Below are 16,138 nucleotides of genomic sequence, written 5' to 3'. Positions count from 1 at the left end.
CTGACGAAGGAGAGCTCGTCCGCGCGGCCGCCTGCTCCGCGGCGCGCTGCTGCGCATCGTGGAGCAGGTCGACGCCTCCCCGCGTCACCCGGCGGTAGGCACCTTGGAGCGGCGGTCGCCGACAGCGGGCGGGGGGATCTCGAACACCTATCGGGCTTTGCGTGACGACGGCGGCACGGCCGCCGTACCCGCGCGAGCACGAAGGACGGCAGGTGTAGGGGAGGTGTTCTGCGTCCAGGGCTCGTTCCAGACGAAGTTCTGGCCGTTGACGTCTCCGTGCGTCTGCCACACCTGCCCGGACGTGGTCACGACCTTCACCCATGCGTCGTTGCCTTGGGAGTTGAAGGCCACAGCGCACACACCCGCCGGGTAGTTGGGGTTGGCGGGGTCGGTCGGAGTCGCGACCGCGTTCGTGAGGTCCTGCCACACGATGGTCCCGCCATTCGACGGAGCACGGCCGGCGTAGGTCCGGCCGCCGGTGAGCACTGCCTGGAAGTCCTCCGTGTTGTTGGGGCTTTCAGAGTCAATGTCGGAGCACGGGCCGGCGGCCCCGGTCGCACCGGCTGGCCCCGTCGCACCGGCCGGACCGGTCGCGCCCGCAGGACCCGTAGCACCGGCCGGACCGGTCGCACCCGCGGGACCCGTGGCACCCGCCGGACCCGTGGCACCCGCCGGACCGGTCGCACCCGCGGGACCCGTGGCACCGGCCGGACCGGTCGCGCCCGAAGCCCCCGTTGCACCCGCCGGACCCGAGGCACCCGTCGCACCCGCCGGACCGGTCGCACCCGAGGCCCCCGTCGCACCCGCCGGACCGGTCGCGCCTGCGGGACCCGTGGCACCCGCCGGACCAGTCGCGCCAGTCGCACCCCTGTCGCCCTTGGGCCCAGTCGGGCCCGTGGGCCCGGTCGGGCCTGTGGGTCCGTGGCACTTTTCGTGACCGTGGTCGTCGCCGCCACCGCGGAGGTACGCGCCCAGCAGATGTCCTCGGAGCTGCTTGCCCTCGTCGTCGTCCTCCTCGTGGTGGTGCGGCTTCTCCTTGCAATCGCCGCCACCGGTGGCGGACCGCACCACGGTCTTTGATCCGACAGGTCCGGCCGCGACGGCAATCGGGCTCACGAAACCGACCAGCACGATGGACAGCGAGGCCAGAGCGCCACCGGTCGACCAGGCCCTGCTCCCCGGCAGCGGACCGAAACGAGCTTTGGTCTGGTGCTCACGACTCATGAAGACTCCTTGTGAGAAGTGCGACGCACCAAAACCATCGAGGCCCCGGTCGCACGAAGGAACTGTCCCCAGCCATGACAGTTCGTGGTCGCAACGCCACACGAGTGCACATCGGCGATCAGCACATCAGCCTATTTCACTCCCTCAAATGGCCGCTCGATGTGCAAGGGAAAGGCTCCGGCCCGAATCCGTCTGCCATTCTGCGGCGGACGAAGCGTGAGCGACGTTCAGCGCCGAAATCAGCAGGGCCGCGTCATTGTCGCCGGCGTCTGCCGCACGGCGGAGGACCTTCAGGAGACAGGGCTGGTCGGCAGGGTCGGTGAGCGCGGTCGCGAGTGCGATCGCCGCATTGGGGTCACCTGCTTCAGCGGCCGCCTTCCACTGCGCGGTGGCTTCTTCCCGGCGGTCGGTCTGGCGTAGCACGTCGCCGAGTTGGAAGAGGGCTTCCTTGTGTCCTTCCGCTGCCGCCCGGCGGAAGAAGTCCTCGGCCTCGGTGAGGCGCTTCTGCCCTTTGAGGAGGAGGGCCAGGTTGTAAAGGGCGCTGGTGATTCCGGCGTCGGCAGCTTCCCGATAGAGCGGCTCGGCAAGGTCCGGACGATCGTCGTCCCGATGGAGGTTCGCCAGGTTGAAACAGGCACGGGCATCACCCATGTCGATCGCGCGCCGGTACCAGTGGGTGGCCTGCAGCAGATCTCCTTTCGCCTTGGTCGCGTTGGCCAGGCAGAAAATCGCGTCTCCCTCGCCCGTTTCTGCGGCCTGCCGCAACAAGGGTTCCGCCTCGGCCCATCGGTCCTCCGCAAGGAGCAGCATCCCCCAGTTGGTCAGGCCGCTTGCGTCCCCCGCGTCGTACGCACGCGCATACGCAGCCTTGGCCTCGTCAGCCCGCCCGAGCTCGCCCAAGAGCACCCCGAGGTTGTTCCAAGCCTTCGCCTGCCCCCCTGCACCCGATTTCCGGTAGGCCTCTTCGGCTTCTTCGTGGCGGCCTGTCTTGCACAGCAGGTTGCCGAGGTTCAGCAGGACCGCTGCATCCTCAGGGTTCGCTTGGGTCCGGAACACGTGCTCGGCTTCTTCGTGCCGGCCGAGGTCGGCCAGTGCGACACCGAGGTTGTTCGCGGCCTCGGCGAGGCCGGCATCGGCGAGTGAGCGCCACAGGAACACGCCGATGAAAGGGGCATGAGTACTGGCATTGAGCGCCACCTTGAACATGTCGTCCAGATCGCCGGCCGCGCCGAGCGCCTGGAACCAGGTGAACGGGTGGACCGGGACGCCCTCCTCGTCGGCCGCGGCGGCCAGTTGGGGATGCGCCGTCCAGGCGTCCTCGCCCGCAGGCAGCAGCATGCTGCTGACGCCGAAACGCACCTTGCCGGCCCAGGACAATGCGTCATCGGCCGGTTCGGGGCGCAGTACGGGACCGCCGCTGTCCGCGAGATAGGGCAGGTGCGCTTCGAGGAGCAGTGAGGTGGGCAACGGGCCTGCGAGGCCGACCCGGACGAGGTCGATACCGGCCCGGATGAGTGCCGCCCCCCGCGGTTGCCCGCCCGCCCGGTCGGCCAGCTTCAGTTCCTGCCACAGCCAGGGTCCGGCGGCCAGGCATTCGGCAACTCCGATGGCCGGGTCGGCCCTCGTTGCCTGGACGACCCGGGAGTCCGGCGCCGTGGCCGCCCGCTGTCGCTCGGCCGGGCTCCAGCGCCGATCGAGCACATGGGTCTCCATCTGACGCAACACGGGCGAGCCGTGCCAGTGTTCGTGGGCCGATGCGTCGAGCGTGGCCAGGACGACGGCTCTCGCGCGGCGCAATTCCCCGAGCCCGTGCGGCGTGAGGCAGCGGCCGTCCTCCAGGTAGCGGTGCAACTCGTCGAGCCATAAGACGCAGGGCCCCGCTGCCGCGACGATGCCGGGGATCAGCAACGGGACGTCGCCGGGCTGCGTCGGACGCACCAAGCGGTGGCCGGGCAGCTCCGCGCGTAAGGCTTCGTAGAGCGTGCGGGTCTTGCCCGCAGCGGAATCCCCCACGAGCACGAGCGCTCCGCCTGACTCAGCCGCCGCTCGCATCCGATCTCGCACGACAGGATCGATGTCACGCGCTACATAGGCAGGAATGTCGCCGCTCTCGGGCACGGCGAGGCCGGCATCGATCGGGCTGGTGTCCGCCACCCGAGGCCAGTTCAGCAGGGCGGCCAACGGGGCTTCTGGCTGGAACAGCGCTTCGATTTGCGGGTGTTGGCGGGAACTGGTGTTGAGCCAGTTCAGATCGTGGCAGTCCAAGGGGAAGGGGAAGGCGGCGCGGAGTCCATCGAACCAGTCCCACTCATTCCGGGTAAGACCGAGTGGTACGACGAGAGTCCAACGCGTGGGCTCGCCTTCAGCCGCTCGTTTCAGTGATCGCTCCACCTGACGGCGCCGGCCTGACGTCAGACGCCCCGTGAAGCTCTTCACCTGGAAGACATGGCGTCCGCCTCCCTGGAGGAGAAGGACGGCGTCCTCCCCTCGGTCACCGCCGGAACCGTCAACGCGCCTGAGGCCGGGGTAGACCATGGTGAGGAGTATCGTCACGCCCTCTTCGAACGCCTGCCGTCCCCCGGCGAGCTCTTCCCAACGCGGCCGCACACCCATGGACCCAGTGTGCTGCGATCACGATGAGGTGCACCGCTGGATCGCAGGATTCACCCGATGCGGTCCTTGCCCCTTGCGGGAGGGTCCGGTGCCGGCGCCGCCCCACGCCCCGGCCCGTCGTCGGAGGCCCGCAACGGCCTGACGCCGCCCGCGAGCGAGCCGTCGGCGCCATCCAAGCCCTGAGGCCCTCCACTCACGGCCATCGCTTCGAGACCTCCGACCGGCATCAACCAGCGCCTCTGCTCCGACTCAGGTCATCCGCTCATCACCATGGCCGTCCAGCAGCAGGTTTCGTCGTTCCTGTTCGCGCTTGGAATAGGCGGCTGCCCGGATGGCCTCGTCGCTCTCCAGCCCTGAGCCCAGCGCGCCGCCCACTGTCGCGGTCGAAGCGACGAACCATGACAACGTCCAGTAGTCCGTTGCGTCCAGCGGTTCTCGTGTCATGGAAGCGAACACCTGATCATTGAGGATGAACAGCGCCCACACCACGTTGATGAGCAGGAGACCCACATAGCAGACCAGCACCCCGACACCTACGGTCAGGACCGTCGACGCGTTGTAGAGCCTCGCCTTCTGCCTCGCCTCCGGCGAACCCTCGGCTGAGCGGTGCCACAGCTCCGCGTCCACGATCAGCCAGCCGATCATGAGCGCGACAGACCCGACCATGGCGATCACGAGGCGGGGTGCGCTCAGGCCCTCAGCGAGACTCCAGACGGTGGAGTTCACGGTGGCGACCGCTCCCGTGGCGAGTGCGGCCGCCAGAGCTTTCGACAGGCCCGGTACCAAGCGCCAAGGCCGGTTGGCACGGACCATGCCGAGGAGCACCCGTAGGTAACCGCGTGGCCCGCTGACGACGTAGCGCAGATCGGCGGTCTCCTCCTCACCGATCCGGCCCGGACGGATGGGCGTCAGACGACCGGCAAACGGTCCCGGATGCCGCTGCCTTCGCGGAGGCTCCTCACCACCGGTGTCCTGCGGACCCGCCAAGCCAAGCACGGCTTCTTCCACGGCCCGCCGGGCCCTCGTCTGCAGGCGCAGACCCCCCAGAGAAGGAAGCGAAAGCAGCGCCAGCCCATGCTCGTGACTCAGATCCACGACGACCTTGCGTCCGTGTGCGTACAGGGGAAGGTCGGTGAGGGCCACGATGACGTCCCAGTCCTCCACACTTCCGCGGTCCTTGACCCGGCGCATCAAGGTGTGCGGGTCCTCGGTCCCCGCGGTGAAGGGCTCGCTGACGACCCTGATGTCGAAGCGCCGCCCCTGGCCCGACTCGTCAGCGAGTCGCGCGGAAAGTGCGCGGGCCACGCGCTGCGCGATGTCCGTCGGCGTGTCCGGATCCGCCAGAAGGGCTACGACCGTGACGTCCTGGGGAGACGTATGCATGACCCATGCCCTTCTCGTCGATCTGTCGGGGGCCGGCTGGGGCGGTCGCCGTCAGGGTGTCGGCCGTCCCGCTGCCGGGGGAGGCCCTTCAGGGCCCGCGGAGCGGACCAGGTTGCCCGTCACCTCCCGGTGCTCGTGCACGAAGCGAATCGCCATGGCCCCCTCACCGGCGGCCGAGGCCACTCGCTTGACCGAACCGCTCCTGACATCGCCGGCGGCGAAGACCCCCGGGAGGGTCGTCTCCAGCAGCAGCGGACCGCGGCCGAGGGAGTCCCACCGGGATGCGTCGGCCACCGCTCGGGCGTCGGCACCGGTGAGGACGAAACCCTTCTCGTCCAGGGCCAGCACACCCTTGAGCCAGTCCGTGCGCGGGCGGGCGCCGATGAACACGAACAGCGCCGCGGCCCGCAGCTCGCGGCGTTCACCGTTCGCGTTGTCCTCCACGATCAACGACTCCAGCTTGTCCTTCCCGCAGACGCCCCGGACTTCGGTGTGGAGCAGCACCTCGATCTTCGGGTGCCGTTCCACCTGATCCACGAGGTAGCGCGACATGTCCGCGTTGAGGTCGCCTCCCCGGACGAGGAGGTGGACTCGGGGCGCGTGGTTCGCGAGGAACAGCGATGCCTGCCCTGCGGAGTTCCCGCCGCCCACCACGGCGACCGGATCCGCCCGGCAGAGACTGGCCTCGTGGACGGTCGCCGCGTAGTAGACGCTGATGCCCTCCAGGCGGCCGATGTCGGGGACTTCGAGCCTGCGGTACCAGACGCCCGAGGCGAGCACGACGGCGCCCGCCCGCGCCCTGGACCCGTCCGTGAAGGTGAGGACGTATTCGCCGTCCTGCGGGGCGAGCCCCGTGACCTGGGCCGGCACCATGAGGCGGGCGCCGAACTTGTGGGCCTGGAGCACCGCGCGTTCGATGAGCTCTCCCCCGGAGACGCCCGACGGGAAGCCGAGGTAGTTCTCGATGCGGGACGAGGTGGCGGCCTGGCCTCCGGTGGCCACGGCATCGACGGTGACCGTGGTGAGCCCGTCGGAGGCCCCGTACACGGCGGCGGCGAGCCCCGCGGGGCCCGCACCGACCACCATCACGTCGCACCGCGCGGCCTCCGGCGAGGGGGCGGGCAGCCCGATGAGCCGGGCGAGTTCGGCGTTGCTCGGATTGCGCAGCACCCGTTCGCCCTTCCAGAGGACCACCGGGGTCTCCTCGGGACGGATCGAGAACCGGCGCAGCAGCGCATCGGCCTCCTCGTCCTTCTCCAGGTCCACCCATCGGTGGGGCAGCCGGTTGCGGGCGGCGAACTCGCGCAGCCGCAGCGTGTCCGGTGAATAGCACGACCCCAGGATCCGGAAGCCGGCGCCGAGCCCGATGAGCAGATACCTGCGGCCCAGGTAGGCACGGAGGATCAGGTCGCCGAGGACGGGGTCCCGGTCGACCAGGGCGCGTTGCCGCTCCACCGGCACGGCCAGGACCTCGCCGGTCCGGCGCGTCACGGCGGTGTCGAACGCGGCTTGGCCCTCCAGCAGACCGAGTTCACCGAGGAACCTGCCGGGCCCGTGCACGGCCACCGTGCGCTCCTCGGGCCCACCGTGGTCGTGGAGGATCTCGACGGTGCCGCTGAGGATCGCGAGGAACTCCCGGAACGGTTCGCCCTCGCGGTACAGCACCTCGCCCTGGGCGACGCTGCGGCGTTCACCGTGCGCGGTCAGGTCCTGGAGCTGCTCCGGTGTCAGACGCGGAAACGCCCCGTACCGGTCGGGTGTCTCACGGACCGCACCATGGTCGTGCTCGGCCGTGCCCATCAGACCAGGGCCTCGTGAACGAAGCACCAGCGCCAGTCCTCTCCCGGCTGGAAGGACCGCACGACGGGGTGACCGACGCTCCCCGCGTGCCGTCTGGCGTGCTTGAGGGGCGAGGAGTCGCAGCAGCCGACGTGGCCGCAGGTGAGGCAGAGGCGCAGGTGCACCCACGGGGAATGCTCCCTGAGGCAATCCTCGCAGCCCTCCGGGGTGCGCGGCGTCACCGGGCGCACCATCGTCAGGTGCGGGTCGGGAATCGTGGCCATGAGGGTTCTCCTTGCGTCAACGCGGTGGTCTACCGGCCTGCCATCGCCTGCTCGACCCACGCGCGCAGCACGTGCGCGGGTGCCGCGCCGGCCTGCCGGGCGATCTGCTCGCCCTGATCCAGGACGAGGAGGGTCGGAACGGCCTGCACTTCGAACCGGCGGCTGAGCCCTGGGTTCTTGTCGATGTCGACCTTGACGAGCTTGATCCGTCCGGCGAGGTCGCGGGCGACCTGTTCGAGGGCGGGGCTGACCATGCGGCAGGGGCCGCACCAGGGGGCCCAGAGGTCGACGACGACGGTTACGGAGGCGCGCTCGGCGACCTCGGCGAAGTCGTCGTCGCCGGCGTCCACGAGCCAGGGCAGCGGCTGCTTGCAGTGGCCGCACCTGGGCCGTCCCTCGGCGGCCACGGGAATCCGGTTGCCGCGCCCGCAGTTCGGGCAGGACACCGTCGTCGTCCGGGTGGTGTTCACGCTGCCCATGCTTCCCGGACCTCCTCCTGCTGGTCGTAGGTGACCACCAGCTCTCCGTGCTCGGCGTCGACGCGCACCGTCGCACCGTCCTGGACGTCGCCGCGCAACAGGGCGCGCCCGACCAGCGTCTCGACCTCGTGGGAGATGTAACGCCGCAGCGGGCGTGCCCCGTATACCGGGTCGTAGCCTTGGTGGGCGATCAACTCACGGGCCGTGTCGGTCAGTTCGACGGTGATGCGGCGTTCGGCGAGCCGCCGGCGCAGTTCGTCGAACTGCAGCTCCACGATCCGCTCGATCTGCCGCTCGCCGAGCGGCTTGAACAGCACGATGTCGTCGACGCGGTTGAGGAACTCCGGGCGGAAGTGTCCGCGCAGCTCGCCCATCACCAGGGCGCGGGCTTCGGGCTTGATCTCACCTTCGGCGGTGGCGCCGTCGAGGAGGTGCTCGGAGCCGATGTTGGACGTCATGATGATCACGGTGTTGCGGAAGTCGACGGTGCGGCCCTGGGCATCGGTGATACGGCCGTCGTCGAGGATCTGCAACAGGGTGTTGAAGACATCGGTGTGCGCCTTCTCGACCTCGTCGAACAGCACGACCGAGTACGGCTTGCGGCGTACGGCCTCGGTGAGCTGGCCGCCCTCCTCGTAGCCGACGTATCCGGGTGGTGCGCCCATGAGCCGGCTGACGGTGTGCCGCTCCTGGTACTCGCTCATGTCGAGCCGGACCATGCTCTCCTCGGAGTCGAACAGGGCCCGGGCGAGGGTCTTGGCCAGCTCGGTCTTCCCGACGCCGGTGGGGCCGAGGAAGATGAAAGAGCCGATGGGGCGGCGCGGGTCGCGGATGCCGGAGCGGGCGCGGATGATGGCGTCGGCGACGAGCTTGACGGCCTCGTCCTGGCCGATGACGCGCTCGCGCAGGATCTCGTCGAGGCGCAGCAGTTTCTCGCGTTCGCCCTCCTGGAGGCGGGCGACGGGGACGCCGGTCCAGGCGGCGACGATCTCGGCGATCTCCTCCTCGGTGACGACCTCGCGCAGCAGCCGGCTCTGCCCTTGTTTGGCGGCCAGTTGCTGCTCCTCCGCGGCGAGTCGGCGCTCCAGGTCCTGGAGGCGGCCGTAGCGGAGTTCGGCGGCGCGGTTGAGGTCGTAGGCGCGTTCGGCCTCCTCCGCCTCCAGGCGGACCTGCTCCAGTTCCTGGCGCAGTTCCTGCACACGGCGGATCGCCTGCCTCTCGGCCTCCCACTGGGCGTGCTTGGAGTCTGCCTCCGCGCGCAGGTCGGCCAGTTCCCTCCGCAGTTCTTCCAGGCGGGCCCCACTGGCGGGATCGGCCTCCTTGGAGAGGGCGGCGTCCTCGATCTCCAGGCGGGTGACGCGGCGGGTGATCTCGTCGAGTTCGGCGGGCATGGAGTCGATCTCGGTACGCAGCCGGGCGCACGCCTCGTCCACGAGGTCGATGGCCTTGTCCGGCAGGAACCGGTCGGTGATGTAGCGGTGGCTGAGGGTGGCCGCGGAGACCAGCGCGGTGTCCTGGATCTTCACTCCGTGGAAGACCTCCAGGCGTTCGCGCAGTCCTCGCAGGATGGAGACGGTGTCCTCCACGCTCGGCTCGTCGACCACCACCTGCTGGAAGCGGCGTTCGAGGGCGGCGTCCTTCTCGATGTGCTTGCGGAACTCGTCGAGGGTGGTGGCGCCGATCATGTGGAGTTCTCCGCGCGCGAGCATCGGCTTGAGCATGTTGCCCGCGTCCATGGCTCCTTCGGCGGCACCCGCGCCCACGACGGTGTGCAGTTCGTCGACGAAGAGCAGGATGCGGCCCTGGGCGGCCTTGACCTCGCCGAGCACGGCCTTGAGCCGTTCCTCGAACTCGCCGCGGTATTTGGCCCCGGCGACCAGGGAACCCATGTCAAGGGCGAACACGATCTTGTCGCGGAGTCCTTCGGGCACGTCGCCGCGGACGATGCGCTGGGCGAGACCCTCGACGATGGCTGTCTTGCCGACGCCCGGGTCGCCGATGAGGACCGGGTTGTTCTTGGACTTGCGGCTGAGGATCTGGGTGACGCGGCGGATCTCGGCGTCCCGGCCGATGACCGGGTCGAGCCTGCCGGCCCTGGCCTCCACGACCAGGTCGCGGCCGTACTTCTCCAGTGCTTCGTAGGCGACTTCGGGATTGGCGGAGGTGACGCGCTGGTTGCCGCGGACCTGGGTGAGCGCGCTCAGGAACGAGTCCCTGGTGATGCCGGCCTCTTTGAGCAGACGCCCGGCCTTGGTCGAAGGGCCCTCCTCAGCGAGGGCGAGCAGGAGGTGCTCCACGGACACGTACTCGTCCTTGAGGCGTTTGGCCTCCCGTTCGGCGGCATCGAGCAGGCGGGCGAGGCGCTGGGTGACGAAGACCTGGCCGGGCGCGGCTCCGGGGCCGGTGACCCTCGGACGACGGGAGAGTTCCTCTCGCACGGCCGCGCGCAGCTGGTCCGGATCGTTGGTGCCGGCCTGCCGCAGCAGCCTCGGGATCAGACCGTCCTCCTGGTCGAGGAGTGCGAGCAGCAGGTGTTCCCCGTCGACCTCGGTCTGCCCCATGCCGACGGCCGCGGTCTGGGCTTCCTGGAGGGCTTCCTGGGACTTCTGGGTGAGACGGTTCATGTCCATGGGGGGTTTTCCCTCCTCGTGCCGCGCCCTCGCAGGGCGGCTTCGAGCAGGCTGATGCGATCGAGCAGGTCGAGCACCAGGCCGATCGAGGCGTAGTTGAGGCAGAGACCGGAGCGCAGCCGCTGGATGCGGGCCAGCACCGCCGGGGCCGTGGGGTCGAACACCGGGTGCCCCGCGGCGTCGCGGTCGGCGTCGACCAGTCCGAGGGCGACGAAGCGGAGGATCAGGTCGGGGTGGAGGCCCGAGAGACGGGCCACGGAGTCCAGGGAGAGCCTGTGGACGGGCACGAGCGCGTACCGGACGGCCGTCGAGGCGGTGATGTCAGCGCCCGTTCGCAGCGGACGGTCGCCCGTGCCGGCCCGGCCGGCGCCTGCCGCTCCCGAGGTTCGGTCGTTCATCGTGTCCTCCTGGGGTCGAAGGAGGAGGTGGCGGCGAGCTCCTCGAACAGTTCTCGCTCCCGGTCGCCCAGGGTGGGCGGCACCATGACGCGGAGTTCGGCGTACAGGTCGCCGTCGGAGCCGCGCGGGTGGGGCATGCCCTCGCCGCGCAGCCGCAGTCGCCGACCGCTGGACGAGCCCCCCGGCACGGTGACCTTGGCCGTGCCGCCGCCCGGGGTGGGCACCGGCACGGTCGCGCCGAGGGCCGCCTCCCAGGGGGTGACCGGAACCTGGACGTGGACATCGCGGCCGTCCAGCCGGAACTGTGGATGGGGCTGGATGCGCACCCGCAGGTACAGGTCGCCTCCGGGGGCGTCACCGCTCCCCCGACCGCCCTCCCCGGCCAGCCGGATGCGCTGTCCGTCGGTGACGCCCGGCGGCACGTCGACCTCGTACCGCCGCGGCTGCCCGGTGGGTCCGGCGAGGGTGACGGCGCGACGGCCGCCCCTGAACGCCTCCTCCACCGTGAGCGGCAGCTCGGCCTCCTGGTCGGCTCCCGGTACACCGCCACGGGCGGCGCCCGCCCCGAAGAACGAACCGAACAGGTCCTCGATGTCGACGTCCTCCGCTGCGAAGGCGTCGCCGAAGCCGGTGCCGTACCGGACTCGGGGGCCGCCCGCGCCCGCGGTCCTCCGGGCGCGGAAGCCGCCGCCCGCGCCGGCCGCGACCCGTTCGTCGAAGTCCTCGGGGATCTTGCGGAAGTCCGCACCGAAGCGGTCGTAACGGGCCCGGGTCTTCTGGTCCGACAGGACGCTGTACGCCTCGTTGAGGTCCTTGAAGCGTTCCTCCGCCCCCGGGTCCTTGTTGACGTCGGGGTGGTACTTGCGGGCGAGCCTGCGATACGCCTGCTGAATCTCGTCCTGGCTCGCGGTTCGCGACACGCCCAGCACCTCGTAGAAGTCCTGCGCCATCGCCGGTCACTCCCGCTTCGCGACGGTCACGGCGGCCGGCCTGAGCTGCCGTTCGCCGTCCCCGTAGCCCGGGCGCAGCACGTCGACGACCGTACCCGGCGGGGCGTCGGGGTCCTGGACGACGCCGATCACCTCGTGCCGGGCCGGGTCGAACGCGACGCCGGTCTCCGCGTGCCGCGGGTAGCCGAGCAGTTCGAGGACGTTCACCGCCTGGTCGCGGACCGCCTGGACGCCCTCCACGATGGCTCCGGGGTCGGCGCCGGCATGGGCCAGGGCGAGTTCGAGGTTGTCCAGGACGGGCAGGAAGGCGGCGGCCGTCCGGGAACGCTCGGCCGTCCGCTCCCGCTCCAGTTCCCTGGCGTGGCGCTTGCGCAGGTTGTCGAGGTCGGCGAGCGCGCGCCGCCAGCGGTCCTCCAGTTCTTCGAGCGCGGCCGTGTACTCGTCTTCGGACGGTGCGGGGCCGCCGTCGGCCGCGCCGAGGCGCGGTCGCTCGTCCACGGCCGGGTCGGGTTCCTTGGGGTGGAGGGGCATGGCGGTTCCTCAGGCCTTGTCGAACTCGGCGTCGATGACGTCGTCGTCGCCGGCACCGCCACTCGTGGGACCGCCACTCGTGGGGCCGCCGGTGGTGGGGTCCTGCCCGGGGCCACCGCCCGTGTCGGCGGCGCCGCCCTGGTGGGCCGCCAGCCCGGCGAGCAACTGCCGGAGTTCGGAGGTGAGGGGCCGCACGCGCTCGACGCCCGCCTCTTCCTTGACCGCCGCCCGGGCATCGGACACGAGCATTTCGGCGCGGGCCCTTTCGTGCGCGGGGGCCGTGTCGCCCAGTTCCGTGAGGCGCTTCTCGACCTGGTAGGCGACCGCGTCGAGCTCGTTGCGGGCGTCCACGGCCGTGCGGAGCGCCTGGTCCTGGCCCTGGTTGCGCTCGGCCTCCTGGACCATGCGCTCGACTTCACCACGGTCGAGGTTGGAGCTCTCGCTGATGGTGATGCCCTGTTCCTTGCCGGTGTCCTTGTCGCGGGCCGTGACGTTGAGGATCCCGTTGGCGTCGATGTCGAAGGTGACCTCGATCTGTGCTTCGCCCCGCGGCGCCGGCCGGATGTCGGTGAGCTGGAACCGCCCCAGCACCCGGTTGTCGGCGGCCAGCTCGCGCTCGCCTTGGAGGACGACGATGTCGACGGCGGGCTGGTTGTCCTCTGCGGTGGAGAAGGTCTCCGAGCGGCGCACCGGGATGGTGGTGTTCCGCTCGATGATCTTCGTCATCACGCCGCCACGTGTCTCGACACCCAGCGACAGGGGGGTGACGTCGAGCAGCAGGACGTCCTTGACCTCGCCCTTGAGCACCCCGGCCTGGATCGCGGCGCCCAAGGCCACGACCTCGTCGGGGTTGACGCTCATGTTGGGCTCCTTGCCGCCGGTCAGCCGGCGTACGAGGGCCTGAACGGCGGGGATGCGGGTGGAGCCGCCGACGAGGATGACCTCGTCGATGTCGCTCTCGCCGACCTTGGCGTCGGTCATGGCCTGCTGGACCGGTCCGAGGCACCGCTCCACCAGGTCGCCGGTGATCTGTTCGAAGGTGGACCGCATGATCGAGTCGGTGAGGTGCTTGGGGCCCGCGGCGTCGGCGGTGATGAACGGCAGGCTGACCTGCGTCTGCGTCACCGAACTCAGCTCGGTCTTGGCCTTCTCCGCCGCCTCGAACAATCGTTGCAGCGCCTGCGGGTCCTTGCGGAGGTCGATGCCGTTCTCCTTCTGGAAGCCGTCGGCGAGGTGATCCACCAGGCGCCGGTCGAAGTCGTCGCCGCCCAGGTGGCTGTCACCGGCGGTGGAGCGCACCTCCACCACGCCGTCGCCGACGTCGAGGATGCTCACGTCGAAGGTCCCGCCGCCGAGGTCGAAGACGAGAACGGTCTCGTGCTGCTGCTTGTCCATGCCGTAGGCGAGGGCCGCGGCCGTCGGCTCGTTGATGATCCGCAGCACCTCCAGTCCGGCTATCCGGCCGGCGTCCTTGGTGGCGGTGCGCTGGGCGTCGTTGAAGTAGGCGGGCACCGTGATGACCGCCTCCGTGACCCGTTCCCCCAGCTGTTTGGAGGCGTCCTCGGTTAGTTTGCGCAGCACCTGGGCGCTGATCTCCTCAGGCGCGTACAACTTGTCGCGCACCTTGAAGCGGGCGGCCCCGCCGTCGCCCTCGGCGACGTCGTACGCGACCGCCCTGGCCTCGTCGGAGATCTCGTCGAAGTGCCGGCCGATGAACCGCTTGGCCGAGTAGATGGTTCCCTTGGGGTTGAGAATCGCCTGGCGCCGGGCCATCTGGCCCACCAGACGCTCGCCGGTGTCGGTGAAGGCCACTACGGACGGCGTCGTGCGGTTGCCCTCGCCGTTGGGCACGACGGAGGGCTCCCCGCCCTCCCACACGGCAATCACCGAGTTCGTGGTGCCCAGGTCGATACCCACTGCCTTGGCCATGAGAAAACTCCTCCCAGTGGAGCGGTCTCTCCAGGGTCACCAGCCGGATGGCTACGCGCCTGCTCCTGCCGAGTCAGAAGTACACGGGCCTGGTAGCCCCGCGAGGAGGAAGGGGAGCAATCGAACATCTCGGATGAGCCGCTCCCGAGTGGGTAGACGCGGGGACGATCGCCTCCCCGGGGCTCCAGGCAGAACGGAGTCGACCCATGACCGGCAGCCGGGCACACGGCGCGAACGCACGGGGGGAACCGCGCCCCACAGCCACGAGCCCGTTCGCCCATGCCCTCCACCAGCTGGAATCGCTCTCCCGCGCCCTGTTCGAAGCCTCGGACGAAGGCGAGATCCTGGGCTTGGCCATGCACCACATCGCCGCCGCCGGGCCGTACTGCGCCGAAGCCGGATACCTCGCGGTGGACGGCCGTCTGGCCCCCAGCCCGAGGAACGGTCAGACCCATGCCGCATCCGTGGACCGGAGGGTTCGGGAGCTGGAGGGGCAGGACGGCCCCGTCACCCTGCCCGGCAGGCCCTGGGGCCGGGCTCTGGGGCTGCGCGGGCTGGAGAGACTCCACGGCTACCTGGTGGTGACGTCCCCGGCCCGCCCCACGGAGGCCCAGCGGTCCCTGCTCTCCACACTCGTCCGGTACACCGCGGCCGCCCTGTCGGTCGCTTTCGCGCAGCGCCGCCAGCGCGAGGACGCGGGGGAGCTCTGCCGGATCAGGGAGGAACGCGCCGCTCTTCAGCAGCAGCTGATCTCCGTGGTGGCCGAGCTGGGGTACCAGCGGGCCCTTCATTCGCTCATGGCCGACATCGCCGCCTCGGGCGGCGGTGAGGAGGCCGTCACCCGTGCCCTGCACGAGCTCACCGGACTTCCGGCGCTGGTCGAAGATCGCTTCGGCCGGCTGAAGTCCTGGTCGGGTCCCGGCCGACCCGACCCTTACCCGGAACCGGACCCCGTGCGCCGGAACGATCTGCTACAAGCCGCCGCCCGGGAGTTCGGGCCCGTGCGGATCAGGGACCGGCTGATCGCTCTGGTCCGCCCCCACGGTGAGATCCTGGGCGTGCTGGCACTGGTCGACGCCTTGGACGAAGCCGACGAGCACACCCTGTTCGCGCTCGAACACGCCGCCACGTTGCTCGCCCTGGCGCTGGCGAACCTGCGCAACCTGGCCGAAGTGGAGCTGAGGCTGCACCGCGAGCTGGTCGACGACCTCCTGGCGGGCACGGACGCCGCGAGCGCCTACGCCCGGTCCGAGGCGGTCGGACACGACCTGCACCGGAGCCACTACGTCCTCGTCGTGGAGTGGTCGAACCGGACCGCGGACGATTCGTTCGCCCGGACCGTGAGCCGGGCGGCCTCTGCCGTCGGCATGCGCTCGTTGCTGACCCGACGCTCCGACCACGTCGTCCTCGTCGCCGACGACAGGCCGCACGCTCGCGCGCTGCACGAGGCGCTCACCCGGGAGACCGGAACACGGTCCGGGACGATCGGGGTGAGCGCCCCTTCCGACTCCGTACCCGACATCCCCCACCGCTACCAGGAGGCGCGGCGCGCCCTCGAAGTGCGCCTCAATTCCCGCGAGCGGTACGGCACGACCTTCTTCGACGAGCTCGGCCTGTACCGCATCCTGGGGCCTGGCGCCGATCGCCGGCAACTGGAGACGTTCGTCCACGAGTGCCTCGGGCGGCTCATCGACTACGACTCCCGACATCACACGGCCATGGTGGAGACCCTCACCCGGTACTTCGACTGCGGCGGCAACTACGACGACGCCGCCGCGTCCCTCGCGATCCACCGCAGCACGCTGCGCTACAGGCTGCAGCGCATCCGCGAGATCAGCGGCAACGACCTCGCGAACGTCGAAGACCGGCTCAACCTCCAGGTGGCGACCCGGGTGTGGAAGATCGTGCTGGGCGGATCAGGCTGAAGCGCATGCGTAC

General features: G+C 70.3%; 12 protein-coding genes. 2 read left to right on the top strand and 10 right to left on the bottom strand.

Features of this window, described 5'->3' with window-relative positions; translation table 11 throughout:
• The first annotated feature begins 921 nt into the window (after nt 1-921).
• Nucleotides 922-1,080: a hypothetical protein gene (locus tag ACZ5NJ_RS13270; RefSeq protein ID WP_468764930.1), complete on the top strand. Its 159-nt coding sequence runs from the start codon at nt 922-924 to the stop codon at nt 1,078-1,080.
• Between the two features lie 288 nt (nt 1,081-1,368).
• On the opposite strand, the gene ACZ5NJ_RS13265 is transcribed toward ACZ5NJ_RS13270, so the two are convergent.
• The 10 genes from ACZ5NJ_RS13265 to dnaK all read right to left on the bottom strand — a co-directional run bounded on the left by ACZ5NJ_RS13265 (nt 1,369) and on the right by dnaK (nt 14,200).
• Nucleotides 1,369-3,837 carry a tetratricopeptide repeat protein gene (locus tag ACZ5NJ_RS13265; protein WP_468764929.1) on the bottom strand — a complete coding sequence of 823 codons (2,469 nt, stop codon included), beginning with the start codon at nt 3,835-3,837 and terminating at the stop codon, nt 1,369-1,371.
• Between the two features lie 249 nt (nt 3,838-4,086).
• The gene (locus ACZ5NJ_RS13260) at nt 4,087-5,220 is read right to left on the bottom strand and encodes a hypothetical protein (RefSeq protein ID WP_468764928.1); all 1,134 of its coding nucleotides are present in this window, start codon (nt 5,218-5,220) and stop codon (nt 4,087-4,089) included.
• A gap of 51 nt (nt 5,221-5,271) precedes the next feature.
• A complete protein-coding gene (locus tag ACZ5NJ_RS13255; protein WP_468764977.1) occupies nt 5,272-7,020 on the bottom strand; it encodes an FAD-dependent oxidoreductase in 1,749 nt (582 codons plus the stop codon).
• Nucleotides 7,020-7,283, bottom strand: coding sequence for a UBP-type zinc finger domain-containing protein (locus tag ACZ5NJ_RS13250; RefSeq protein ID WP_468764927.1), 264 nt, complete (start codon nt 7,281-7,283; stop codon nt 7,020-7,022). The genes ACZ5NJ_RS13255 and ACZ5NJ_RS13250 overlap by 1 nt, the downstream gene beginning before the upstream one ends.
• 29 nt (nt 7,284-7,312) lie before the next feature.
• Nucleotides 7,313-7,753, bottom strand: coding sequence for a thioredoxin (gene trxA, locus ACZ5NJ_RS13245; protein ID WP_468764976.1), 441 nt, complete (start codon nt 7,751-7,753; stop codon nt 7,313-7,315).
• The gene (gene clpB, locus ACZ5NJ_RS13240; RefSeq protein ID WP_468764926.1) at nt 7,750-10,392 is read right to left on the bottom strand and encodes an ATP-dependent chaperone ClpB; all 2,643 of its coding nucleotides are present in this window, start codon (nt 10,390-10,392) and stop codon (nt 7,750-7,752) included. The genes trxA and clpB overlap by 4 nt, the downstream gene beginning before the upstream one ends.
• Nucleotides 10,383-10,790: a chaperone modulator CbpM gene (locus tag ACZ5NJ_RS13235; RefSeq protein WP_468764924.1), complete on the bottom strand. Its 408-nt coding sequence runs from the start codon at nt 10,788-10,790 to the stop codon at nt 10,383-10,385. Before ACZ5NJ_RS13235 ends, clpB begins: the two co-directional genes overlap by 10 nt.
• Entirely contained in the window at nt 10,787-11,740 is a 954-nt protein-coding gene (locus tag ACZ5NJ_RS13230; RefSeq protein ID WP_468764923.1) for a DnaJ C-terminal domain-containing protein, read from the bottom strand. The genes ACZ5NJ_RS13235 and ACZ5NJ_RS13230 overlap by 4 nt, the downstream gene beginning before the upstream one ends.
• 6 nt (nt 11,741-11,746) lie before the next feature.
• Entirely contained in the window at nt 11,747-12,271 is a 525-nt protein-coding gene (locus ACZ5NJ_RS13225; protein ID WP_468764922.1) for a nucleotide exchange factor GrpE, read from the bottom strand.
• A gap of 9 nt (nt 12,272-12,280) precedes the next feature.
• A complete protein-coding gene (gene dnaK / locus ACZ5NJ_RS13220; protein ID WP_468764921.1) occupies nt 12,281-14,200 on the bottom strand; it encodes a molecular chaperone DnaK in 1,920 nt (639 codons plus the stop codon).
• A gap of 206 nt (nt 14,201-14,406) precedes the next feature.
• Here dnaK and ACZ5NJ_RS13215 point away from each other — a divergent pair, with 206 nt between their 5' ends.
• A complete protein-coding gene (locus tag ACZ5NJ_RS13215; protein ID WP_468764920.1) occupies nt 14,407-16,125 on the top strand; it encodes a PucR family transcriptional regulator in 1,719 nt (572 codons plus the stop codon).
• Nucleotides 16,126-16,138 lie beyond the last annotated feature (13 nt).

The sequence above is a fragment of the Streptomyces sp. NPDC032091 genome (genome assembly GCF_055580265.1).
Note: the sequence above shows the minus strand (reverse complement) of the source record. Positions and strands in the feature narration are given on the sequence as shown.